The following is a 21,249-nucleotide window of genomic DNA, read 5'->3' on the forward strand; positions in this document are numbered from 1 at the left end:
CAACAAACCACTACTCAACGCTCAACAACAACAGCCATCAATCAGAGTCAGGAGTGAACGTCATGCTCAAACAGCTACTCGCCAGCGCCGTTATCGGCTCAAGCATACTCGCCGCCCCGTTCGCCACCGCCGCGGATTACACCCTCAAATTCGGCCACCTGGCCAACGAAGACAACATCTGGAACAAAGCCGCCGAGCGCTTCAAACAAGTCGTCGAAGAGGAGTCCGACGGCCGCATCGACGTACAGATATTTCCCAACGAGCAGTTGGGCACCGAGATGGAAGTCATCAACAGCATTCAACTCGGCACCGCTGATATGACCATCACCGGGGAAAGCTTGCAGAACTGGGCCCCCAAGGCGGCGATGATGGCCGTGCCCTACGCCTTCCGCGATTCCGAGCACCTGCACAAGGCAGTCGAGGGCGATATCGGCAAGCAGATCGAACAACAGATCGAGGAGAAAGCCGGCCTGGTACCGATCGCCTGGTTCGAACGCGGCCCGCGTGAGCTGACGTCCAACCGGCCGATCAAGAAACCCTCTGACCTTGACGGTTTGCGCTTGCGCGTACCTAACGTGCCGCTGTTCGTCGATACCTGGCAGGCGCTTGGCGCCAAGCCCACGCCGATGGCCTTCAGCGAGGTCTTCACATCGCTGCAGCAGGGCACCATCGATGGCCAGGAAAACCCACTGTCGCTGATCGAAAGCGCCAGCTTCAATGAGGTTCAGGACTACGTAAACGTGACCGACCACGTGCGTAGCTGGATCTACGTGGTGATCGGCAAGAAAAAGCTCGAGTCAATGCCGAAAGATCTGCAAGAGGTGGTCCTCGATGCGGCTCAGCAGATGCAATCCTATGAAGCGAAACTCTTCACCGAGGACCAGAAACGTCTGCGCAATGCGCTCGAAGAGGCAGGCATGGAGTTCGTCGAGGTCGATCAAAAAGCCTTCGCCGAGGCAGCCGAACCGGCCGTCAAGGCATCGCTCAACGATGAGCAGCAAAAGCTCTATGAGGCGATTCAGGACCTCTGATCGGGCGCATCCCCCAACGCCGGGGCTGGGCATGACAGCCCCGGCACTCTGCCGACTCGCCGAGGAATATCCCTGATGAGCGATTCCGATTCCATATCGAGCGATCCACTGCACGACATTGCCGAAATTCCACCTCTCGGCGGTATCTGGGGGCGGCTGGTCAGCGGACTCGACCGCCTTTTCGCCCTACTCGCATCGCTGGCACTGATAGCCATCGCTGCGGTGGTTATCCTGCAAATCGTCTCCCGAGTGGCGCTGCCTAGTTCCCCGGCCTGGACCGAGGAGCTGTCGCGTTATCTGTTCATCTACATGGTGGCGCTGTCGTCCGGACTCGTCCTTCGCCGCAACCGCCACGTCAACGTAGAACTTTTCCAGCATTTGTTGGGCCGACGCAGCCAGTTGGTCTACCGAGCGCTCTGTTGTTTGGTCGTGGGTGTCTTCTCGGCGTGGATGACCCCCTATGCCATGCAATTCGCCCAGGTAGGCGCCTTCCAGACCTCACCGACGCTCGAGGTCCACATGCACTACATCTTCTTCTCGATCGTCGCCCTATTCGGCCTGTCCGCCCTGTATGCGGTGATCGGCTTGATCGAGGCCGGGGTGGCCATTGCTCGCGGCGGATCGGCTCATGCCGGGGAGACGCTGTAATGGAAGTCACCGTCCTGTTCTGCGTATTCATCGTTCTGCTGCTGGTGGGTATTCCCATCGCCTTTTCGCTGGGCATCGCTTCACTTTCTTACCTGCTACTATCGGACATCTCGCTGACCATCGTCCCGCAGCGCATGTACGGTGGTATCGATACCTTCGTTCTGCTGTGCATTCCCGGTTTCGTGCTTGCCGGCAACCTGATGAATGTCGGCAACATCACCGATCACATCGTGCGTTTCGCGAACGCCCTGATGGGTCATATCCGCGGTGGCCTGGGGCTGGCCAACGTGGGCGGCTCGATGATCTTCGGCGGTATCTCCGGCACCGCCGTGGCCGATGCGGCAAGCATCGGCTCGGTGATGATCCCCGGCATGTCCCGTGCCGGCTACGACAAACCCTTCGCCGCCGCGGTCACCGCCGCCTCATCGACGGTGGGTCCGATCATCCCGCCCAGCGTGCCAATGATCATCGCCGGCTCGCTATCCGGCGTCTCGGTCGGCAGGATGTTCCTGGCCGGCGCCATTCCCGGCCTGTTGCTGGGCCTGGCGATGATGATCACCGTGTACATCCTGGCGGTGAAGCGCGGTTATCCCAAGGAGCGGCGGGCGACCTTCAGGGAACTGATCAAGGAAGGCCGTAGCGCTTTCTGGGCGCTGATGATGACCTTCATCATTCTCTACGGCATCATCGGCGGCGTCTTCACACCCACCGAGGCGTCTATCGTCGCCAGCCTATACGCCTTGATAATCGGCATGTTCGTCTACAAGGGCATCACCTGGCGCAACCTGCCGCAGATCATCGTCGACACGGTACTTACCTCTGGCTCGCTGATGCTGCTGGTGGGCTTGGCCAACCTGTTCGGCTGGATCCTCACCAGCCAGCAGATCCCGCAGATGATCGCCGACCAGATCCTGGGCTTCAGCGCGAATCCCATCGTGGTGATCCTGATACTCAACCTGATCCTGTTGGTGGTCGGCACCTTCATGGAAACCATCGCCGCACTGATCATCCTGTTCCCGGCGCTACTGGGAGTGGCTACCGGCGTGGGCATGGACCCGGTCCATTTCGCTCTAATGGCAGTGCTTAACCTGATGATCGGACTGACCACCCCACCTCTCGGGGTCTGCCTTTTCGTTGTCTCGGGTATCGGCAAGCTACCGATGCTGCGTGTGGCTCGGGCCATCGTGCCGTTTCTGATCTGCAACCTGGTAGTGCTGCTACTGGTGTCCTACGTGCCGGCTCTTTCGCTGTGGCTACCCAACCTGCTGATGGGAGACTGATCGATCATGACTCCGACATCAATACTCAGCACGCACGCGCCGGCCACGGTGGGCATCGTCCATCTCGGCCTGGGTGCCTTTCACCGCGCCCACCAAGCGGTCTACCTGGAGCGTAACCTGGCCCGCCATGATGGCGGCTCATGGGGCATCGTCAGCGCCAACCTGCGTTCCAATCGCCAGCTCGTCGAGCTGATGCGCGAACGCAATCAGCGCTATCACGTCGCCGAGTACACCGACAGCGAAACCCTGACTCTGCGCGAGGTCACGGCGATTCGCGAGACACTCTATGCCGGTCCCGGCGGCGAGGACCTCGACGCCCTGCTGGCCCGCATGAGCGAACCCGACGTACGCATCGTCACACTGACCGTGACCGAGAAGGGCTATCACCTCGACCCGGCGGACGGCCGGCTACTGCTCGAAGCCGAGCCGATTCGTCACGACATCGCCGCCCCCACGCAGCCGCAGACCGCACCGGGCATGCTGGTAGAAGCGCTGGCTAGGCGATTCACGGCCGATACTCCGGCATTCACGGTGCTGTGCTGCGACAACATGCCCGATAATGGCAAGCGCACTCGCCGCGCGGTGATCGAGCTGGCACGCCAACGCGACGAGGAGCTCGCCGCATGGATCACCGAACACGTCGCCTTCCCCTGCAGTATGGTCGACCGCATCGTTCCGGCAATGAGCGAGGCCGATTTCGAGCGCCTGCGCGCGCAGGGCATCGACGACCCGGCGGCGGTAACCTGCGAGACTTTCAGCCAATGGGTGATCGAGGACGACTTTCCCCAGGGACGTCCTGACTGGGAACACGACGGCGTGCAAATGGTCGCCGATGTCGCACCCTTCGAATCCATGAAATTGCGCATGCTCAACGGCAGCCATTCGCTGCTCGCCTACCTCGGCGTGCTGGCGGGGATCGAGACGGTGGCCGACGCCATCGACCGCGAGAAATTCGTTGGCCTGCTGCGCCGCTACATGCGTGACGAGGCCGCGCCGACGCTGAACATGCCCGAAGGCACCGACCTCGACGCTTATGCCGATAGCCTGCTGGCCCGCTTCGCCAACGACAGCCTGCACCATCGCCTGCAACAGATCGCCATGGACGGCTCGCAGAAGCTTCCCCAGCGCTGGCTGAGCGGGACCCGGCAGCGTCTCGCCGACGACGCGGATATCCGCTGCACGGCACTCGGCGTGGCAGCCTGGATCCGCTATACCGCCGGTCGCGACCTGGCTGGCGCGCGCCACCCGGTCGACGACCCGATGGCCGAGACCTTCGCCGCATTGCATGCCGAACATGACAAGCCCGAGCCACTGATCGCCGCCTTTTTCGCTCTCGACGCTATCTTCCCACGCGCGCTGGCCGAGGATACCCGTTTTAGAGGCGCAGTACTCGATGCCTACCGCACACTGAACGACCGCGGCGTCGACACAGCCCTGGCCGATCTCGACGCTCCGATAGGATAGGATAAGACCATGGAACACACCTGGCGCTGGTTCGGGCCCAACGATCCGATCACTCTCGACGATATCCGCCAGACCGGGGCTACCGGCACCGTCACCGCCCTGCACGAGATCCCCAACGGGGAAACCTGGCCTTGCGAGGCGATTGCCGAGCGCAAGCGCTTGATCGAGGCCGCCGGACTCAACTGGTCGGTGGTCGAAAGCGTGCCGGTCCACGAGGACATCAAGAAGGCCAGCGGTGACTGCGATGCCTACATCGCCAACTACCAGCAGACGCTGCGTAACCTGGCTGCCTGCGGTATCGACGTGGTGTGCTACAACTTCATGCCGGTGCTCGACTGGACGCGCACCGATCTGGCCTGGCCACTACCCACCGGCGGCACGGCACTGCGCTTCGACCAGACCGCCTTCGCCGCCTTCGATCTGTATCTGCTCGAGCGTCCCGGCGCCGAACGCGACTACGCCGCCGCCGAACGCGACGCCGCTCTTCGCTACCTCGAGACGCTCGATGACACGGCGCGCCAGCGGCTGATCGACACCATCATCGCCGGGCTCCCCGGCGCCGAGGAGCACTACACCCTGGCACGTTTTCGGCAGGTGATCGCCGAGTATGCCGAGATCGATGCCACCCGCCTGCGCGACAATCTCGGCCACTTCCTGAGCGCTATCGTTCCGGTGGCCGAGGAGGTCGGCATTCGCCTGGCGATCCACCCCGATGATCCGCCCCGCTCGCTGTTCGGCCTACCACGAGTGATCTCGACGCCCGATGACGTTCAATGGATCCTCGATGCCGCCCCCAGCCCGGCCAACGGCCTGACCTTCTGCACCGGCTCTTTGGGGGTCAGCGAGGCGATCGATCTGGTGGCGATGGGCCAGCGATTCGCCGAGCGCATCCACTTCACTCATCTGCGTGCCACTCGGCGCGAGGAAGACCCACGGACTTTCCATGAGGCGGCACATCTCGATGGTGACGTGGACATGGTCGGCGTCATGCAGGTCCTGATCGACGAGGAGCGTCGCCGCGAACGCGACGGCGGTCCGCGTCTGCCGCTACGCCCCGATCATGGTCATCACCTGCTCGACGATCTCAATCGCGAGTCGCGCCCCGGTTATCCACTGATCGGGCGTCTCAAGGGGCTGGCCGAGTTGCGGGGAATGGAGACCGCCATCAAGCAGCTGTGCACTTGAAGCGGCGCCGGCTACGCAAAGCCGGGGCACGATGGTAAGGTGGAAGTCCTGCACAACGGCCAGGATTCCCGTCATGCCAACACTCTTCGGCAAGCGCGTGTTACTCGGCATCAGCGCCGGTATCGCCGCTTACAAAAGCGCTCAGCTCGCTCGCCTGTTGAAAAAGGCGGGCTGTGACGTGCGCGTGGTCATGACCGAGGGCGCGCAGGCCTTCATTACCCCGCTGACGCTTCAGGCACTCACCGGTGAAGCGGTGCGCACGTCGCTGCTCGACCCCGAGGCGGAAGCCGGCATGGGGCATATCGAGCTGGCGCGCTGGGCGGAAGTCATTCTCGTCGCGCCGGCTACCGCCGATCTCATGGCACGCTTGGCGCATGGCCATGCCGACGACCTGCTCACCACGCTGTGCCTGGCCAGCGACGCGGAATGCGTCATGGCCCCGGCGATGAACCAGGCCATGTGGCGCCATCCGGCGACCCAGGCCAATGTCGCGACGCTACGTACCCTGGGCTGGCGCCTGCTGGGCCCCGATGGCGGCGAGCAGGCATGTGGCGATGTCGGGCCCGGCCGCATGCGTGAGCCGGAAACGCTGATCGCCGAACTTTCGATGGCGCCCGAGGATGCGCCTAGCTCCACGGCGCCCGACGTCGCACCGGCAGTGCGCGATGCCGAAGGATTGATAGTCACGATCACCGCCGGGCCGACGCATGAAGCGCTCGATCCGGTGCGTTACCTTTCCAACCATAGCTCTGGCAAGATGGGCTACGCCCTGGCCGAGGCCTGGGCCCAACGTGGCGCTCACGTGCGCTTGATCAGCGGCCCTGTCGTCCTGGCAACGCCCCCGGAGGTCGAGCACATCGATGTGACATCGGCCAGCGAGATGCTTGCCGCCGCCGAGCACGCCGCCACCGAAAGCGATATTTTCATCGGCTGCGCGGCGGTCGCCGACTATCGCGCCGAACACGTCGCCGAACACAAGCTCAAGAAGACCGACGCCAGCGAGACGATGACGCTCACCCTCGTCAAGAACCCCGATATCGTGGCCGAGATCGCCGCGCGTTCACCGCACCCGCTGGTGGTAGGCTTCGCCGCCGAGACCCGTGACGTGGAACGCTATGCACGCGACAAACTGACACGCAAGGGCATGGACATGATCGTCGCCAACGATGTCTCCCAGGCCGGGCTCGGCTTCGGCGCCGACGACAACGCCGCCCTGTTGCTGTGGCGAGACGGCGATGACACCGATAGCCAAGCGCTGCCGCCACAGCCCAAGACCACCCTGGCCGACGCCATCGTCGACCGGGTATTGACGCTTTACGCCCAACGCGCCCCCACGGCGCACGACTGACGGACCCATTCCCATGTCAGATGCCTCGTTGTCTTCCGACACTACCTTGTCGGTGAAGATTCTGGACGAACGCGTTCACGACTTTCCTCTTCCCGGTTACGCCACCACCGGCAGCGCCGGCCTGGACCTTCGTGCCCTGCTCGATGGCCCGCTGACGCTGGCGCCGGGCGACTGCGAGCTGGTGCGCACCGGCCTCGCCGTGCACATCGGCGACCCGGGCCTTGCCGGCATGATTCTGCCGCGCTCCGGCCTGGGGCATAAGCATGGCATCGTGCTGGGCAACCTCGTCGGCCTGATCGACTCCGACTATCAAGGCGAACTGATGATCTCGGTCTGGAACCGCGGCAACCAGACGTTCGTTCTAGAACCGGGCGAGCGCTTGGCACAATATGTGCTTGTGCCCGTGGTACAGGCCAAGCTCGATATCGTCGAGGACTTCGCCGCCAGCGAGCGCGCCGGAGGTGGCTTCGGTCACTCCGGCCGTCATTGAGTTCGGGCGGGCGACGCTGACGGTCGCCCCGATGTTCACGGCCACACGGCCATCGACTTGAAGGGATTCACCATGAGCCAACAAGCTCCCAATACGTCCATCAGCGCGTCCATCTTCCGCGCCTATGACATTCGCGGCATCGTCGACGACAGCCTGACCGAGGAAGGCGTCGAGTTGATCGGTCGCGCCATCGGTGCCGAAGCCGCCAGCCGCGACGAAACCACCGTGGTCGTCGCCCGCGACGGCCGTCACTCGGGCAAGCGCCTACAGGCGGCTCTGATTCGTGGCCTGCGCAGCGCAGGACGCGACGTGATCGATATCGGCATGGTGCCCACGCCGGTGCTCTACTTCGCCACCCACACGCTGGAAGGCACGAGTTCCGGCGTCATGGTCACGGGCAGCCACAACCCGCCCGACTACAACGGCTTCAAGATCATACTGGGTGGCGAAACGCTCTCCGGCGACGCCATCACCGCGCTTTATCAGCGCATCCAGGACAATGCGCTTGGCGAGGGTGAAGGCAGCCTGCGTGAAATGGATGTGCGCGATGCCTACCTGGACCGCATCTTCGGCGATGTCAGCCTGAGTGGGAAGATCAAGGCCGTCGTCGATTGCGGTAATGGCGTGGCCGGCGAACTTGGCCCGCAACTGATCGAACGCCTGGGGGCGGAAATGATACCGCTGTTCGCCGATATCGACGGCGATTTCCCCAATCACCACCCCGATCCCGGCAAGCTGGAAAACCTCGAGGACGTCATCCGCACCGTCAAGGAAACCGGCGCGGATATCGGCCTGGCCTTCGATGGTGATGGCGACCGTCTCGGCGTGATCACGCCCAAGGGCGAGGTGATCTATCCTGACCGTCTGATGATGGCCTTCGCCGAGGACCTACTCGAGCGTAGCCCCGGCGCACGCATCATTTTCGACGTCAAATGCACCGGCAACCTGGCCCAGGTGGTGGAAAACGCCGGCGGCACACCGGAAATGTGGCGCACCGGGCACTCGCTGATCAAGGCGCGCATGAAGGAAACCGGCGCGGCGCTGGCCGGCGAGATGAGTGGCCATATCTTCTTCAAGGAACGCTGGTACGGCTTCGACGACGGCCTCTATGGCGCCGCCCGGTTGCTGGAAATCCTCTCGCGGCAACGTTCTACGCAAGGGCTGGACGCCGACGCCTTCTTTGGGCGCTTCCCGCAGGACCTCAGCACGCCGGAGCTCAACGCCAAGGTCAGCGACGAGAACAAGTTCGCCATCGTCGACAAGCTGGCTCGGGAAGGCGACTTCGGCGAGGATGGGGTGAAAACTACCCTCGACGGCATCCGGGTCGACTATGCCGACGGCTGGGGCTTGTGCCGCGCGTCCAACACCACGCCGATGTTGGTACTGCGCTTCGAGGGCAAGAGCGAGGAAGCTCTGGCACGCATTCAGGGCCAATTCCGTGACGCCCTCAAGCAGGTCGCCCCCGAGGCCGATCTCCCCTTCTGACGTTCGGCGGCCGGTGCCTGAGCACCGGCCGCTTTCAAGGAGACAACATTCATGAATGAACACGCACGCGACCCGCGTCTAGTGGTCGAGATCCTGTCGGAGGCGCTGCCTTACATCCAGCGCTTCTCCGGCAAGACCGTGGTAGTGAAGTACGGCGGCAACGCCATGACCGAGGACCCCCTGATCGACTCCTTCGCCCGCGACATGGTGTTGATGAAAGAAGTCGGCATCAATCCAGTGGTGGTGCATGGCGGCGGGCCGCAGATCGGTGACCTGCTCGAGCGTCTCAACATCGAGTCCCGCTTCGTCGGCGGCATGCGCGTCACCGATGCCGAAACCATGGACGTGGTCGAGATGGTACTCGGAGGGTTGGTCAACAAGAGCATCGTCAACCTGATCAACCGCAGCGGCGGCAAGGCCATCGGCCTGACCGGCAAGGACGGCGCGCAGATCACCGCACGCCAGTTGCGCGTCGAGCATCAAAGCCCGGAGATGACCGCACCGGAGATCATCGATATCGGCCATGTCGGCGAGGTCGAGCACATCGCCACCGACCTCATCGAGATGCTCACCGCGCGCGATTTCATCCCCGTGATCGCGCCGATCGGCGTCGACGCCGAAGGCCATAGCTACAATATCAACGCCGATCTGGTCGCCGGCAAGGTCGCCGAAGCACTGAGTGCCGAGAAGCTGATGCTGTTGACCAACGTCGCCGGGCTGATGAATGCCGAGGATGAAGTCATGACGGGCCTTTCCACCGCGCAGGTGGACGCACTGATCAGCGATGGCACCATCCATGGCGGCATGCTGCCCAAGATTCGCTGTGCGTTGGATGCCGTCAAAGGCGGCGTGGCCAGTTCGCATATCATCGACGGTCGCGTACCGCACGCCACGCTACTGGAGATCTTCACCAATGCCGGGGTCGGCACACTGATCACCGACACCGACGAAGGCGCCGCAGACTGACAATTCCCCTCGCACCCGGGACGGTGCGCCGCGATGCGCGACGATTTGTCGGCATCTCGGCAGCCCATTAGGATGGGCTAACACGATTCCAATAGAAGAAAATCGATGACGCAGGAAACACCCAAGCAAACTCGCCGGGAGCAGATCCTCCAGGCGCTGGCGCTGATGTTGCAGGAGGACAGCGGCAAGCGGATCACGACCGCCGCGCTGGCCCGCCAGGTCGGCGTCAGCGAAGCCGCCCTCTACCGGCATTTCCCCAGCAAGGCGCGGATGTTCGAAGGGCTGATCGAATTCATAGAGGAGACGCTGTTCGAGCGCATCCGTCGCATTCTCGATGAAGAGCCGCAGGCACAGGCGCGCTGTCATCATATTCTGACACTGCTGTTGGGCTTTGCAGAAAAGAACCCCGGTCTGTGCCGGCTACTCGGTGGCGATGCCTTGACCGGAGAAACCGCACGCTTGCGCGTGCGCATGACGCAGCTCTTCGACCGACTGGAGACCCAGCTCAAGCAGATACTGCGCGAAGCCGAGATTCACGAAGGATTGCGCACCACGCTAAAAGTCTCGGCCGCCGCCAACCTGCTGCTGGCCACCGCCGATGGGCGCATTACGCAATATGTGCGCAGCGACTTCCGGCGTCTTCCCACCGAGCACTGGGAAGATCAGTGGCAGATGCTCTCCGCTCGTCTGCTGGTCGCCACGCCACACCCTGCCCACGTATAGACGCTGCATACAACAATGCCCGGCGCATGGCCGGGCATTTGTTCATTGTTGCTTACGCGTACGGATTTTTTCGCTCTATCTTTTCGCGGCAGCGCTCGAACTCAGGCGGCGAAGGCGTCACCGAGCTGCTGCTTGATCTTCTTCATGGCGTTCTTTTCAAGCTGACGAATACGCTCGGCGGAAACGCCGTACACATCGGCCAGCTCATGCAGCGTGGACTTGGATTCGGAAAGCCAGCGACGCTTCAGAATATCCTGTGAACGCTCATCGAGTTCACCCAGCGCCGACTGCAAGCGATGCGAGGAGTCTTCTTCCCAGTCCGCGGCTTCGAGCTGCGCGGCAGGATCGTAACGCTCGTCGTCGAGATAATGGACCGGCGCCTGATAGCCCTGATCTTCATCCTCGGAGGGCGAGGCATCGTAGCCGGCATCGAACGACGAGAGACGGCCTTCCATCTCGCGCACGACCTGCGGCTTGACGTCGAGGTCCTTGGCAATGGCATCGACCTCATCGTTGTTGAGCCACGCCAAACGCTTCTTGGCACCACGTAGATTGAAGAACAATTTACGTTGGGCCTTGGTGGTCGCGATCTTCACGATGCGCCAGTTGCGCAGCACGTATTCGTGAATCTCGGCCTTGATCCAGTGCACGGCGAACGATACCAAACGCACTCCCTGATTCGGGTCGAAACGCTTGACGGCCTTCATCAAGCCGACGTTGCCTTCCTGAATCAAGTCGGCCTGAGGCAGGCCGTAGCCGGAGTAGCTGCGTGCGATGTGTACCACGAAACGCAGGTGCGACATGACCAAGCGCCGCGCCGCTTCGAGATCCCCCTGTTCGTACAGGCGGAAGCCCAGTTCTCGCTCCTCGTCGGAGGACAGCACAGCAATGCGGTTGACGGCCTGAATGTAACCATTCAGGTCATGACCGGGAGAAAGATGACCCACGGGCTGAAGACTGTTGCTCATGCAGATGTCTCCATCGGTTGTTCACCCTGCGTGCGTGGCGTATCCAACATCCACGGCTGCACGGCGAAGGAATCATGTGCCTGATAGCACGCATGACCCATTAGAAGGCTAACTTGAACGAAAGTTCAATACATGCCATCAGGCTTGTCAAGCCTAGCGGGGTTTGATGTCGGCAAGATGACGGCCGACGGCTAACCAAGCACCCAGCCAGCCCAATATTGTACTACACACACATAGCAAAACCGATCCCCCGAAGCCGAGTCGCGGCAGCGTGAAGTGGGCCCCGTAACTCTCGGCCAAGGCAGTGACCGGGGCCGATAACCAATGGCCACCCAGGACCAGCAATACGATCGCCAGAACGCCGCCGCCCAGGCCGTACCAGGCACCGCTATAAAGGAATGGGCGGCGCACAAACGCATGGGTGGCCCCGATCAACGTCACCACTTCGATCTCCTGACGCCGGCTCTCCACTGCCAAGCGGATGGTATTGCCAACCACCAGCAGCACGCCCAACCCGAACAGCCCCGCCAGCGCCAGCGTCAAACGCTGCCCCAACTCAGCCAAACGCCGCAGGCGCTCCAGCCAAGCGAGGTCGACACGCGCCTCATCGACGCCATCAACCGCCTCGAGATTGCTCGCCAGCACACGCACCGAATCGGGGTCAGTGTCGGCCGGGGTGACCACCACCGCTGCGGGCAGCGGGTTATCTTCCAGCGAGGCCAGTGCATCCTCGAGCCCCACGCCTTGCTGGAATTCGGCCAGACCTTCGGCGGCAGTCACCAGTCGTGCCCCCGCCACAGGTGCCCGATCACGCAGTCGCGCAGCGACATCCATCGCCGCACGCTCATCGAGGCGTGTATCGAGATAGACGGTCACGGTAGCGCTTTCGTCGAGCTCGGCATCCAGCAGTCGGGCGCTATCCAGGGCCAGCCATAACCCGCTGGGCAGTACCAGGGCGATGGCGATCGCCAGCATGGTCAACAGGCTGCTCAGCGGGCGTTTGGCGAGCCGCTTAGCGCTATCGAGCCACATCGCGCGATGATGACGCAGCCACGCCCGCGTGCGACTTTCCAGCCCTACCTGCGAGGCTCTAGCGCCACGCCGCGTGGAGCGCTGACTTTCCGGGGACGTCGTGCGCCGTGTCATGCCGCCTCCTCATCGCCGACCAGTCGGCCTTCGCGCAGGCGCAAGACCCGGTGCCGCAGACGCGTGATCAGGGCCAGGTCGTGACTGGCGACCATCACCGTGGTACCGATGCGATTGAAGTCCTCGAACAAGCGCATGATATCGGCCGAGAGCTGTGGATCGAGGTTGCCAGTGGGCTCGTCGGCGAGCAGCAACGACGGCTTGTTGACCACCGCCCGCGCAATGCCGATACGTTGGCGCTCACCGCTCGAAAGTTCGATGGGCAGCGCCGTTTCCCGATACAGCAAACCGACCTTGTCCAATGCAGCCCGCACACGACGCGCCGATTCGCGGGGCTCCACGCCCTGAATTTCCAACGGCAGCACCACGTTGGCGAAAACGCTGCGATCGAACAGCAGCTGGTGGTCCTGGAAGACCACGCCGATCTGGCGGCGGTAATAAGGAATCTGACTGAGATGAAAGCGATCAAGGTCGTGGCCGGCCACCAATACGCGACCGCGCGAAGGCTTGTCCAGGCGCATGATCAAGCGCAGCAACGAGCTCTTGCCGGCTCCCGAGTGCCCGGTGAGGAACAACATTTCCCCCCGCTCTACCCGAAAGTTGATATCGGCGAGGGCCTCGGAGCGCCCGCCGTAACGTTTGCCGACATGCTCGAAGACGATCATACCGCTACGCGTCTCCGCCCGTGTCGCGCTCGAAAAGCGCGGAGACAAAATCCTCGGCGGCGAACGGTCGCAAATCATCGAGGGTCTCACCCACACCGATGAAACGAATCGGCGTACCCAGTTGCTTGGCCAGGGCGAAGATGATGCCGCCCTTGGCGGTGCCATCGAGCTTGGTCAAGGTGATGCCCGTCACCGGTACCGCCTCGTTGAAGGTGGAAGCCTGTGAAAGCGCGTTCTGGCCCGTTCCAGCATCCAGCACCAGCATCACCTCATGCGGGGCCTGCTCATCGAGTTTGGCCATGACGCGGCGCACCTTCTTGAGCTCTTCCATCAGATGGTTCTTGTTATGCAGGCGCCCGGCTGTATCGGCGATCAGCACGTCAATATCGCGTGCCTTGGCGGCAGAGAACGCATCATAGATGACCGACGCGCTATCGGAACCGGTGTGCTGCGCTACCACCGGCACCTGATTGCGATCGCCCCATACCTTGAGCTGCTCCACCGCTGCCGCACGGAAGGTGTCACCCGCCGCCAGCATCACACTGCGCCCCTCGTTCTGGAAACGCTGTGTCAGCTTGCCGATGGTGGTGGTCTTGCCAACGCCATTGACGCCCACCATCAGGATCACGAACGGCCCCTCCCCCTTGGGCGGCAACGCCAACGGCTGGGCGACCGGGTCGAGCATATCCTGGAGTTCTTCCTGCAAGGCTGAGTAGAGCGCCTGCGGATCCTTGAGTTCCTTGCGCGAGACACGCTCGGTCAGGCGGTCGATGATCTCGGTGGTTGCCTCGATCCCCACATCCGCCATCAGCAGCTGGGTCTCGAGATCCTCCATCAACTCATCGTCGATCTGTTTCTTGCCCAGAAACAGCCCCGCCAGACCCTCGGTGAAATTGGCGCGCGTCTTGCCGAGGCCCGACTTGATGCGTGCGAACCAACTCTTCTTGGGGCGCTCCCGGGGTTGCGTCACGCTGGCCGGCTCGTCGACCTTTGGCGCTGTCACAGCCTCGTCGGTACGCGCTTCATCTGCTTCGTCGGGATCGGGATCGGGATCGGGATCGGGATCGGGATCGGGATCGGCAATCGTCGTCGGCTCGGCCGCAGTCTGAGAAGACGTTGGCGTCGCCTCTTCAGCAGCCGATGGGGAAGACGCCGGCGGTGCCTCATCGTCTGCCGAGTCCTCGTGACCGGCACTGCCCTCTTCAGTGTCGAGCGCCGCCGCATCCTCTTGCGACTCATCGACGTCTTGGGCGGGAGAATCTTGCTTCTTCTTGCGCTTTAAAAAACCGAACATGGGCGTGATCTACGTCTACGCGGACGACGCGCGCCACGCTTCCCGCGACACGGCGGCAATGACGCTCGGCATCCTGAAGTGTCTGAATCGCCACATCCTATCACTGTGCAACGGGTGGCGGTACAATCCGCCGATCATGAATCGACGCCGCTCTTCCTCAGCCAAGCGTGCCGCCCGTGGCACGCACCGCGTCTCGCCGTCACGCGCGAGCGGGCGCTTGCGCCTCATCGGCGGCGACTACCGTCGCCGTCAGCTGCCCGTGCTCGAGCGGCCCGGCTTACGCCCCACGCCGGATCGCATCCGGGAGACACTGTTCAACTGGCTGGCCTTCGAGCTCGCCGGCGCACACGTTCTAGACTTGTACGCCGGCACCGGCGCACTAGGACTGGAGGCACTCTCGCGCGGCGCCGTTCAAGCCCTTTTCGTGGAGACCGACCGCGATGTCGCCGCCAGCCTGAGCACCAATATCGCCACGCTGGACGCCAACGGCCATGTGCGTCGCCAAGCCGCCCTGGAATTTCTCGCAGGCCCCATCACACCCTTCGATATCGTGTTCCTTGACCCCCCCTTTCGCCAGGGCCACGCCGTCGACGCCTGCCAAGCGCTGGAGGCACACGGTTGGCTGAGTGAGGAGGCGTTGATCTATCTGGAAATAGAGCACGAGTGCGAGCCTCGGGTACCCGCTAACTGGCAACTACATCGCGAGGTACGCGCGGGCGATGGCATCGGGCGTCTTTATCGCCGTCACGGACACGATATCTGACGCCCTGTCGGGGCTCGGAGACGCTTGTCGCGCGCGCCGCGCGCGCGTACGCTAACCACCAACGGCTCGGCAAGATTCGCCCGTGCCACTCGCATCGCCCCATCCAACGTGTAGGAGAAGTCCATGAGCCTCGAACTCTTCAACCAGCTCGAGCAGAAGGTGCAGAATGCTGTCGAGACCATCGAGATGCTGAAAATGGAAGCAGAAGAGCTGCGCGAGGAGAACACGCGCCTCAAGCAGGAGCGTGACGAATGGGAACGTCGCCTTAACGGACTGCTAGGCAAGTTCCAGGATCTCGAAGACGACGCCAGCGATAACGCGCAAAACCAGTAACTCAGACTCGATACTCCAGACCGGGAAGCGCGGTCAGTCGGCCGCTCGCGCCTCAAGCGGCCTCGACATCAGAACCGCCGCTTCACGCTCCCCCCCTCTGGTACCGAGGAGTGGATAGTAACCGCGCCGACGCCCATCCTCGCCAAAACCGTATTGACGGTACAGCGCCAGGGCCGGCGCGTTGTTTTCGCGCACTTCCAGCAGTAAGCGCTCGGCACCGCCTTGTCGGGCGCGCGTCACGAGGTGCGCGAGCAACATGCCAGCTACGCCCTGGCGGCGCGCGTGTGGCGCCACGGTGATCGCTTGCAGCTCGGCCTCGAAGGGCAACCAGGCAAGCACCGCATGCCCCAGCAGGGTCGCGCCCTGCCATGCGCCCCAGACGTCCAGCGTGTCATCGTCGAGTGCCCGCGCGAGGATCGCCCGCCTCCAGGGATGTGCCTGCCCCGCTTCCTCGAGCGCCTCGACGGCATTCAGATGTGCCGCAGCGAGACGCTCAAGGCGCATCGTCGTGTCCCGCCCAGGCCTCACGCCACGCCGCAAGCTGCGGCCAGAGCGCGCGCTTGGCGGCAGCGGATGACTTAAGCGCTGCCAGCGAAGGCAGCGTCCAGCAAGGCAAGCTCAAGGTCTCGCTGCGCGCGTCCTCGAGGGCCAGTACCGCGTTCAGGGTCGTATCCTGGCCGAACACCAATAGCCGCTCGGGACGCCAGCCTCGCCGCGCCTGACCAGCGAGATAGGCACGCAGACCATCGCGTGCCTCGTCCAGAGGCGCCGTAACCGATGCGTTATCGACGAGCGGCCATTGAAAACTGCGGAACTCGAGCGCCGCATCCACGCTGATGCCGGCCGCACGCAGCAGGTTGCCAAGCAGCTCACACGCCGTACGGTCAGGTGCATTCACCTCAGGCACCAGCAGCAACCAGCGCCCCTCCAAGGCCGCGACTTGCAGGTCATAGCGTAGTGCCGCGTGCGTCTCGGTCTCGCCGACATCAGCGGTCGGCGCTGCCGGCTCAGCGGCAGGTTCCGGCACCGAGGGCGACGACTCAGTGGGCGCATCGCCTAGCAATAATGCCCGTGCAGACCCACTAGCAGCCGGCTTATCGGTATCTCGCGATAGCGTCGCCCCCGGCGACATTTCTCCCGAAGGTGACATCGACGGCGCCTTCGCTGCATCGTCGAGCAGCGCTTGCAAGCGCTCACCATGACTCGTCGGCGCTTCAACCGGCGGCGCCTCCCATTCGCATACAGGCGTAGGCAACGCATTGGGCAACCGATAACGGCTAGTCCACGCGCCGAGCCCCATAGCCTCGAGATATTGCAACCGCTGGGCGTCGCCTACCATGTCAGCGTGCGCCGCCGCCTCGACAATTGGGAGAATCCGGGCGCGCCGCAGCACGCTGGTGCCATTCCTCAGGCGTATAAAGGTGCAAAGCCAAGGCGTGCACCGGGCCGGAAAGCTCGTCAGCGAGCAGCGCGTAGACCTGCTGATGGCGCTTGACCGGCATCAGGCCCGCGAAGCGCTCGGCGACCAACGTCACTTTGAAGTGCGTTTCGGAGTCCGATGGCACATTGTGCATGTAGCTTTCGTTCTCGACCGCCGCATGCTCGGGGTCGAGTGACTGCAGCTTCTCTTCGATACGTGCCTGAACACTCATGACACCTGCCTCCTCTGTCGGATACGCGTCATTGTAACGTTTCCCGCGGTGGGGAATAAGCATCGCTCACGCCTCGGCGCGCGCCAGCGGAATCCGCCACACGCTGAGTGCTAACGCCACCACCACACTGGCGCAGCCTAACCACAGCGCATACGACAGCGATCCCCAGGAAAGCGCCAGCATCAATCCCACTGAGGCGGTCCCCAAGGCCTGGCCGAAGGTCCGCACCGAGGCCAGCACACCCGAGGCATTGGCGCTGTATGTCAGCGCGACGCTGCCGATCATTTCGCGATTGTTGGGCGCCTGGAACAGACCATAGCCGACCCCGCACAACACCGCGCGCCAAGCGATCGACACGGCGCCGGACTCCGCCGTCAACGTCACCAGACTCAGCATCCCGAGCAGGAAGATCGCCAGGCCGAGCGACGAGATCAGCGTCGGATTGAAGCGGTCGGCGAGCCGCCCCGAGAGTGGCCCCACCAGCATCAACGCCAGCGGCCAGGGGGTGAATAGCAGGGCAGCTTCGAGTGGCGCCGCGCCCATCACCGTCTGAAACATGAACGGCAGCCCCACGAAGGTGATTCCCTGGGCAACGAAGGCCATCAACGAGATCATCGCAGCGATGCTAAAACGCGTGGCACGAAACATGGGCAACGGTACCAAAGGCGCATCCGCGCGACGTTGGCGCCATACGAACAGCACCAGGCACAACACGCTTCCCAGCAACGGCAACCAGGCACTCGTACCGTGCGCACCGCGGCCGATATGATCGAGTGAAAACACGAAACCGCTGAGCATCGAAGCCGACAACAGAGCTCCCAGCCAATCGAATCCCCGCGACTCGATGGTCTCGCCGGGTAGCGCGCGCATCCCCAGGATCAAGGCCAGCAGCCCCAATGGCAGATTGATGGCGAACAGCCACGGCCAACTCGCGAAATGCAGGATAATGCCACCCAGCGATGGACCGAAGGCGATGCCAAAGGCCACCACCAGGGCCCCCATACCGATTGCCGAGCCCAGCAGGCGCGAGGGGAAAATCAAGCGGTACATGGACGGGCCGATGCTCAACATCGCCGCAGCGCCGATGCCTTGCAACATGCGCGATGCTACCAGCCACTCGAAACTGCGCGACAACGCACAGCACAACGAGGCCAGCACGAACAACGCCAGACCGCCCAAGTACAGGCGTCGCCGCCCGATGAGCCGACTCAAGGCGGCAAACCCCAGCAACAGGGCTGCGCACACCAGTTGATAGACGTTGGCGATCCACACCGCACGCGACTCGCTCACCGACAACTCTTGCGCCAGGGTGGGTAACGCGATGTTGACGATGCCGTTATCGAGTACCGACATCAACGTCCCCAGCACCATCACCAGCATCGCCAAGCGGCGTTCGGGGCCAGGCAAACCTTCATCGCCAGGACGTGTCACGAAAAGACGCCGCATCAGCACGTCGCCACGCCTTTGACCACCACCAACGCCCTTGTCTCGCGACACACCGGAGGCTTAAAAGCCACCGCGTACCGGTTCTCTACACCACTCACCGAAGGCGTCAATCCTCGTCGGTTTCCAGCAGCAGTCCATCGTCGATCTCGGAAATCTCGAGCGGCACTTCATCATCGAGATCCAACGCCAGATAACTATGCTCGACGATGAGGAACCGTTCGAACAGCGCCCAGTCGAGCGGTTCCGGCCACTGGCGCTCATCTTCTTCCCAAGCGCTCAACTCGTTCTCGAGCAGATCGAGGTGGCGCTCGCGCACGTAGGCAGCCAGCACCTCGGGCGAGTCCATTTCCGGAATCAGGTAAACGGTACTTTCACGTTCGACATCGTCGAGGGTCAGGTCGTCCTCACCGACGGTGGGCTCCAGCGAGTTGATCCAGTCAACGAACGCCTGAGTCGGCTTGACGCTCAGCGCAGAGCGATTGAGCAGCTTCATCGGTGTCACCTCTTTTGGGAACCGCTCGGGGTCGGCGGAATTCGAACCGCAGCCATTATGGGCGCTCACCGCGCCCCTTACCAATAACTCTTGCGCGGCTTCGCCGCGAGCCGCGAGCCGCGAGCCGCGAGCCGCGAGCCGCGAAAGTCAGTATCGAGTCATGCCGAAAGCTCACAACCCATTCTCGTAGCTCGTAGCTCGTAGCTCGTAGCTCGTAGCTCGTAGCCATGGATGTTGACCTTTCTTCCAGCTTATAACTTCTAACTGACAGCTCTGGGCGAAGCCCAGCCTTATTCCGGGCGCATCGCCGGGAACAACAACACATCCCGAATCGATGGGCTATCGGTCAACAGCATGATCAAGCGATCGATACCGATGCCCTCGCCCGCCGTCGGCGGCAGACCGTATTCCAGCGCGCGGACGTAATCGGCATCGTAATACATCGCTTCCAGATCGCCGGCGTCTTTCTCGACCGCCTGCTCGGCGAAGCGCTCGGCCTGATCCTCGGCATCGTTGAGCTCGGAGAAGCCATTGGCGAGCTCGCGGCCACCCACGAAGAACTCGAAGCGGTCGGTGACGTGAGGATTGGTATCGTTGCGCCGCGCCAGCGGACTGACCTCGGCCGGATATTCAGTGATGAACGTCGGCTGTTCGAGCTTTTCCTCGGCGACGTGCTCGAATATTTCGGTCTGCAGCTTGCCCAGACCCCAGTTCGGCTTGACCGGAACCCTCAAACGCTCGCAGGTCGCCTGAGCACCTTCGAAGGTATCGATGTCGCCTTCGCCGAGACCGTCGCCGTATTCCAGAATCGACTGACGCAGAGTGAGGCGCTGGAAGGACTCGCCAAGGTCGTAGCGTGCTCCCTGGTAGTCGATCGTCGTCGTGCCCAGCACGTCGCGCGCAACCTCACGAATCATCGCTTCGGTCAGGTCGAGCAGGTCTCGATAATCGGCATAGGCCCAATAGAACTCGAGCATGGTGAACTCGGGATTGTGGCGCGTCGACAATCCCTCGTTACGGAAATTGCGGTTGATCTCGAACACACGCTCGAAGCCACCGACCACCAGCCGTTTGAGGTACAGTTCCGGCGCGACACGCAGGTACATGTCGATGTCCAGCGCATTGTGATGCGTGACGAACGGCCGCGCCGTGGCGCCACCGGGAATCTGCTGCAGCATCGGCGTTTCGACTTCCATGAAGCCGCGTTCGACCAGGAAGCGCCGAATGCCAGCGATCACTCGAGAACGTACCTCGAAGACGCGCCGCGACTCGGGATTCATGATCAAGTCGACGTAGCGCTGGCGATAGCGTGCCTCGGTGTCGGTCAGGCCGTGGAACTTGTCGGGCAGGGGCCGCAGGCTCTTGGTCAGCAAGCGCGCCTCGCCCATCTTCACGTACAGATCGCCCTTGCCTGATTTATGCACCGGCCCGCGCGCCGCGACGATATCGCCGATGTCCCAGCTCTTGACGTCTTCCAGCACCTCGGCGGGCAGACCTTTCTTGTCGACATACAGCTGAATCTGGTCGGAAACGTCCTGAATGACGATGAACGGCCCGCGCTGGCGCATGATGCGCCCGGCAACCGAAGCCTGACGGTCGAGCGTTTCCAACTCGGCCTTTTCCTTGTCGCCCAATTCAGCCTGTAATTCGGCGGCAAGGCTATCGCGACGAAAATCATTAGGGAAGGCACTACCGCCCTCTTCTGCAGCTTGGGCACGGCGTGCCGCCAACTTGGCACGACGTTCCGCAATCAGGTGATTCTCGTCGTGTTGAGAGGAGTCTTGGTTGGCCATGTCGTTACCTATGAAGAATTGGCTACGGGATGCGAACGGCGGCCACGGGCACCATCGCTCACCGCCCGTGGCTAGA

At 62.8% G+C, this 21,249-nt stretch carries 22 protein-coding genes; 12 read left to right on the forward strand and 10 right to left on the reverse strand.

Going from position 1 to position 21,249, the window contains the following annotated elements:
- Positions 1-62: 62 nt before the first annotated feature.
- The 10 genes from OP496_RS10630 (at position 63) to slmA (ending at position 10,620) form a co-directional block, all read left to right on the forward strand.
- Positions 63-1,031, forward strand: a complete 969-nt coding sequence (locus OP496_RS10630; protein WP_280563601.1) for a TRAP transporter substrate-binding protein — start codon at positions 63-65, stop codon at positions 1,029-1,031.
- A 75-nt stretch (positions 1,032-1,106) separates the two neighbouring features.
- A complete protein-coding gene (locus OP496_RS10635; RefSeq protein ID WP_280563602.1) occupies positions 1,107-1,679 on the forward strand; it encodes a TRAP transporter small permease in 573 nt (190 codons plus the stop codon).
- Positions 1,679-2,959 carry a TRAP transporter large permease gene (locus OP496_RS10640; protein ID WP_280563603.1) on the forward strand — a complete coding sequence of 427 codons (1,281 nt, stop codon included), beginning with the start codon at positions 1,679-1,681 and terminating at the stop codon, positions 2,957-2,959. The genes OP496_RS10635 and OP496_RS10640 overlap by 1 nt, the downstream gene beginning before the upstream one ends.
- Positions 2,960-2,965: 6 nt before the next feature.
- Entirely contained in the window at positions 2,966-4,423 is a 1,458-nt protein-coding gene (locus OP496_RS10645; RefSeq protein WP_280563604.1) for a mannitol dehydrogenase family protein, read from the forward strand.
- A 9-nt stretch (positions 4,424-4,432) separates the two neighbouring features.
- A complete protein-coding gene (uxuA, locus tag OP496_RS10650; protein ID WP_280563605.1) occupies positions 4,433-5,608 on the forward strand; it encodes a mannonate dehydratase in 1,176 nt (391 codons plus the stop codon).
- 73 nt (positions 5,609-5,681) lie between these two features.
- The gene (gene coaBC, locus OP496_RS10655; protein ID WP_280563606.1) at positions 5,682-6,956 is read left to right on the forward strand and encodes a bifunctional phosphopantothenoylcysteine decarboxylase/phosphopantothenate--cysteine ligase CoaBC; all 1,275 of its coding nucleotides are present in this window, start codon (positions 5,682-5,684) and stop codon (positions 6,954-6,956) included.
- Between the two features lie 13 nt (positions 6,957-6,969).
- On the forward strand, positions 6,970-7,446 hold the full coding sequence (dut, locus tag OP496_RS10660; protein ID WP_280563607.1) for a dUTP diphosphatase: 477 nt from the start codon (positions 6,970-6,972) through the stop codon (positions 7,444-7,446).
- A 72-nt stretch (positions 7,447-7,518) separates the two neighbouring features.
- Positions 7,519-8,931: a phosphomannomutase/phosphoglucomutase gene (locus OP496_RS10665; protein ID WP_280563608.1), complete on the forward strand. Its 1,413-nt coding sequence runs from the start codon at positions 7,519-7,521 to the stop codon at positions 8,929-8,931.
- Positions 8,932-8,982: 51 nt separating this feature from the next.
- Entirely contained in the window at positions 8,983-9,897 is a 915-nt protein-coding gene (argB, locus tag OP496_RS10670) for an acetylglutamate kinase (RefSeq protein ID WP_280563609.1), read from the forward strand.
- A gap of 105 nt (positions 9,898-10,002) precedes the next feature.
- Positions 10,003-10,620 (forward strand): nucleoid occlusion factor SlmA, encoded by a 618-nt coding sequence (gene slmA / locus OP496_RS10675; RefSeq protein WP_280563610.1) that lies wholly within the window; start codon positions 10,003-10,005, stop codon positions 10,618-10,620.
- A gap of 101 nt (positions 10,621-10,721) precedes the next feature.
- Here slmA and rpoH read toward each other — a convergent pair whose 3' ends face one another.
- The 4 genes from rpoH to ftsY form a co-directional block, all read right to left on the reverse strand.
- Entirely contained in the window at positions 10,722-11,588 is an 867-nt protein-coding gene (gene rpoH / locus OP496_RS10680; RefSeq protein WP_280563611.1) for an RNA polymerase sigma factor RpoH, read from the reverse strand.
- Between the two features lie 153 nt (positions 11,589-11,741).
- Positions 11,742-12,734 (reverse strand): permease-like cell division protein FtsX, encoded by a 993-nt coding sequence (gene ftsX / locus OP496_RS10685; protein ID WP_280563612.1) that lies wholly within the window; start codon positions 12,732-12,734, stop codon positions 11,742-11,744.
- Positions 12,731-13,399 (reverse strand): cell division ATP-binding protein FtsE, encoded by a 669-nt coding sequence (gene ftsE / locus OP496_RS10690; protein WP_280563613.1) that lies wholly within the window; start codon positions 13,397-13,399, stop codon positions 12,731-12,733. Before ftsE ends, ftsX begins: the two co-directional genes overlap by 4 nt.
- A 4-nt stretch (positions 13,400-13,403) precedes the next feature.
- Positions 13,404-14,693: a signal recognition particle-docking protein FtsY gene (gene ftsY, locus OP496_RS10695; protein ID WP_280563614.1), complete on the reverse strand. Its 1,290-nt coding sequence runs from the start codon at positions 14,691-14,693 to the stop codon at positions 13,404-13,406.
- On the opposite strand from ftsY, the gene rsmD reads away from it, so the two are divergent.
- Both rsmD and OP496_RS10705 read left to right on the forward strand, forming a co-directional pair.
- A complete protein-coding gene (gene rsmD, locus OP496_RS10700) occupies positions 14,671-15,456 on the forward strand; it encodes a 16S rRNA (guanine(966)-N(2))-methyltransferase RsmD (RefSeq protein WP_348521298.1) in 786 nt (261 codons plus the stop codon). The genes ftsY and rsmD overlap by 23 nt on opposite strands.
- Positions 15,457-15,579: 123 nt before the next feature.
- Entirely contained in the window at positions 15,580-15,789 is a 210-nt protein-coding gene (locus tag OP496_RS10705) for a cell division protein ZapB (protein WP_280563615.1), read from the forward strand.
- A gap of 33 nt (positions 15,790-15,822) precedes the next feature.
- Here the strand turns inward: OP496_RS10705 and rimI are convergent, their stop codons facing one another.
- The 6 genes from rimI to lysS all read right to left on the reverse strand — a co-directional run bounded on the left by rimI (position 15,823) and on the right by lysS (position 21,173).
- Complete coding sequence (gene rimI / locus OP496_RS10710) at positions 15,823-16,293, reverse strand: ribosomal protein S18-alanine N-acetyltransferase (protein WP_280563616.1); 471 nt, start codon at positions 16,291-16,293, stop codon at positions 15,823-15,825.
- Positions 16,283-17,182 carry a hypothetical protein gene (locus tag OP496_RS10715; protein ID WP_280563617.1) on the reverse strand — a complete coding sequence of 300 codons (900 nt, stop codon included), beginning with the start codon at positions 17,180-17,182 and terminating at the stop codon, positions 16,283-16,285. The genes rimI and OP496_RS10715 overlap by 11 nt, the downstream gene beginning before the upstream one ends.
- Positions 17,130-17,441, reverse strand: coding sequence for a BolA/IbaG family iron-sulfur metabolism protein (locus OP496_RS10720; RefSeq protein WP_280563618.1), 312 nt, complete (start codon positions 17,439-17,441; stop codon positions 17,130-17,132). The genes OP496_RS10715 and OP496_RS10720 overlap by 53 nt, the downstream gene beginning before the upstream one ends.
- A gap of 66 nt (positions 17,442-17,507) precedes the next feature.
- A complete protein-coding gene (locus OP496_RS10725; RefSeq protein ID WP_280563665.1) occupies positions 17,508-18,887 on the reverse strand; it encodes an MFS transporter in 1,380 nt (459 codons plus the stop codon).
- 106 nt (positions 18,888-18,993) lie between these two features.
- Complete coding sequence (locus tag OP496_RS10730) at positions 18,994-19,380, reverse strand: hypothetical protein (RefSeq protein WP_280563619.1); 387 nt, start codon at positions 19,378-19,380, stop codon at positions 18,994-18,996.
- Positions 19,381-19,670: 290 nt separating this feature from the next.
- Complete coding sequence (gene lysS / locus OP496_RS10735; RefSeq protein WP_280563620.1) at positions 19,671-21,173, reverse strand: lysine--tRNA ligase; 1,503 nt, start codon at positions 21,171-21,173, stop codon at positions 19,671-19,673.
- Between the last annotated feature and the right edge of the window lie 76 nt (positions 21,174-21,249).

This window comes from Chromohalobacter sp. 48-RD10 (genome assembly GCF_029889785.1).
Taxonomy (GTDB): Bacteria; Pseudomonadota; Gammaproteobacteria; order Pseudomonadales; family Halomonadaceae; genus Chromohalobacter.

Bases quoted from the DNA above. Each gene is read 5' to 3' on its own strand.
- OP496_RS10725 (WP_280563665.1), bottom strand. From the start codon at position 18,887: ATGCGGCGTCTTTTCGTGACACGTCCTGGCGATGAAGGTTTGCCTGGC.
- ftsE (WP_280563613.1), bottom strand. From the start codon at position 13,399: ATGATCGTCTTCGAGCATGTCGGCAAACGTTACGGCGGGCGCTCCGAG.
- rpoH (WP_280563611.1), bottom strand. From the start codon at position 11,588: ATGAGCAACAGTCTTCAGCCCGTGGGTCATCTTTCTCCCGGTCATGAC.
- OP496_RS10705 (WP_280563615.1), top strand. From the start codon at position 15,580: ATGAGCCTCGAACTCTTCAACCAGCTCGAGCAGAAGGTGCAGAATGCT.
- OP496_RS10720 (WP_280563618.1), bottom strand. From the start codon at position 17,441: ATGAGTGTTCAGGCACGTATCGAAGAGAAGCTGCAGTCACTCGACCCC.
- ftsY (WP_280563614.1), bottom strand. From the start codon at position 14,693: ATGTTCGGTTTTTTAAAGCGCAAGAAGAAGCAAGATTCTCCCGCCCAA.
- slmA (WP_280563610.1), top strand. From the start codon at position 10,003: ATGACGCAGGAAACACCCAAGCAAACTCGCCGGGAGCAGATCCTCCAG.
- uxuA (WP_280563605.1), top strand. From the start codon at position 4,433: ATGGAACACACCTGGCGCTGGTTCGGGCCCAACGATCCGATCACTCTC.
- OP496_RS10730 (WP_280563619.1), bottom strand. From the start codon at position 19,380: ATGAAGCTGCTCAATCGCTCTGCGCTGAGCGTCAAGCCGACTCAGGCG.
- argB (WP_280563609.1), top strand. From the start codon at position 8,983: ATGAATGAACACGCACGCGACCCGCGTCTAGTGGTCGAGATCCTGTCG.
- OP496_RS10645 (WP_280563604.1), top strand. From the start codon at position 2,966: ATGACTCCGACATCAATACTCAGCACGCACGCGCCGGCCACGGTGGGC.
- OP496_RS10635 (WP_280563602.1), top strand. From the start codon at position 1,107: ATGAGCGATTCCGATTCCATATCGAGCGATCCACTGCACGACATTGCC.
- lysS (WP_280563620.1), bottom strand. From the start codon at position 21,173: ATGGCCAACCAAGACTCCTCTCAACACGACGAGAATCACCTGATTGCG.
- OP496_RS10640 (WP_280563603.1), top strand. From the start codon at position 1,679: ATGGAAGTCACCGTCCTGTTCTGCGTATTCATCGTTCTGCTGCTGGTG.
- OP496_RS10630 (WP_280563601.1), top strand. From the start codon at position 63: ATGCTCAAACAGCTACTCGCCAGCGCCGTTATCGGCTCAAGCATACTC.
- coaBC (WP_280563606.1), top strand. From the start codon at position 5,682: ATGCCAACACTCTTCGGCAAGCGCGTGTTACTCGGCATCAGCGCCGGT.
- ftsX (WP_280563612.1), bottom strand. From the start codon at position 12,734: ATGACACGGCGCACGACGTCCCCGGAAAGTCAGCGCTCCACGCGGCGT.
- dut (WP_280563607.1), top strand. From the start codon at position 6,970: ATGTCAGATGCCTCGTTGTCTTCCGACACTACCTTGTCGGTGAAGATT.
- OP496_RS10665 (WP_280563608.1), top strand. From the start codon at position 7,519: ATGAGCCAACAAGCTCCCAATACGTCCATCAGCGCGTCCATCTTCCGC.
- rimI (WP_280563616.1), bottom strand. From the start codon at position 16,293: ATGCGCCTTGAGCGTCTCGCTGCGGCACATCTGAATGCCGTCGAGGCG.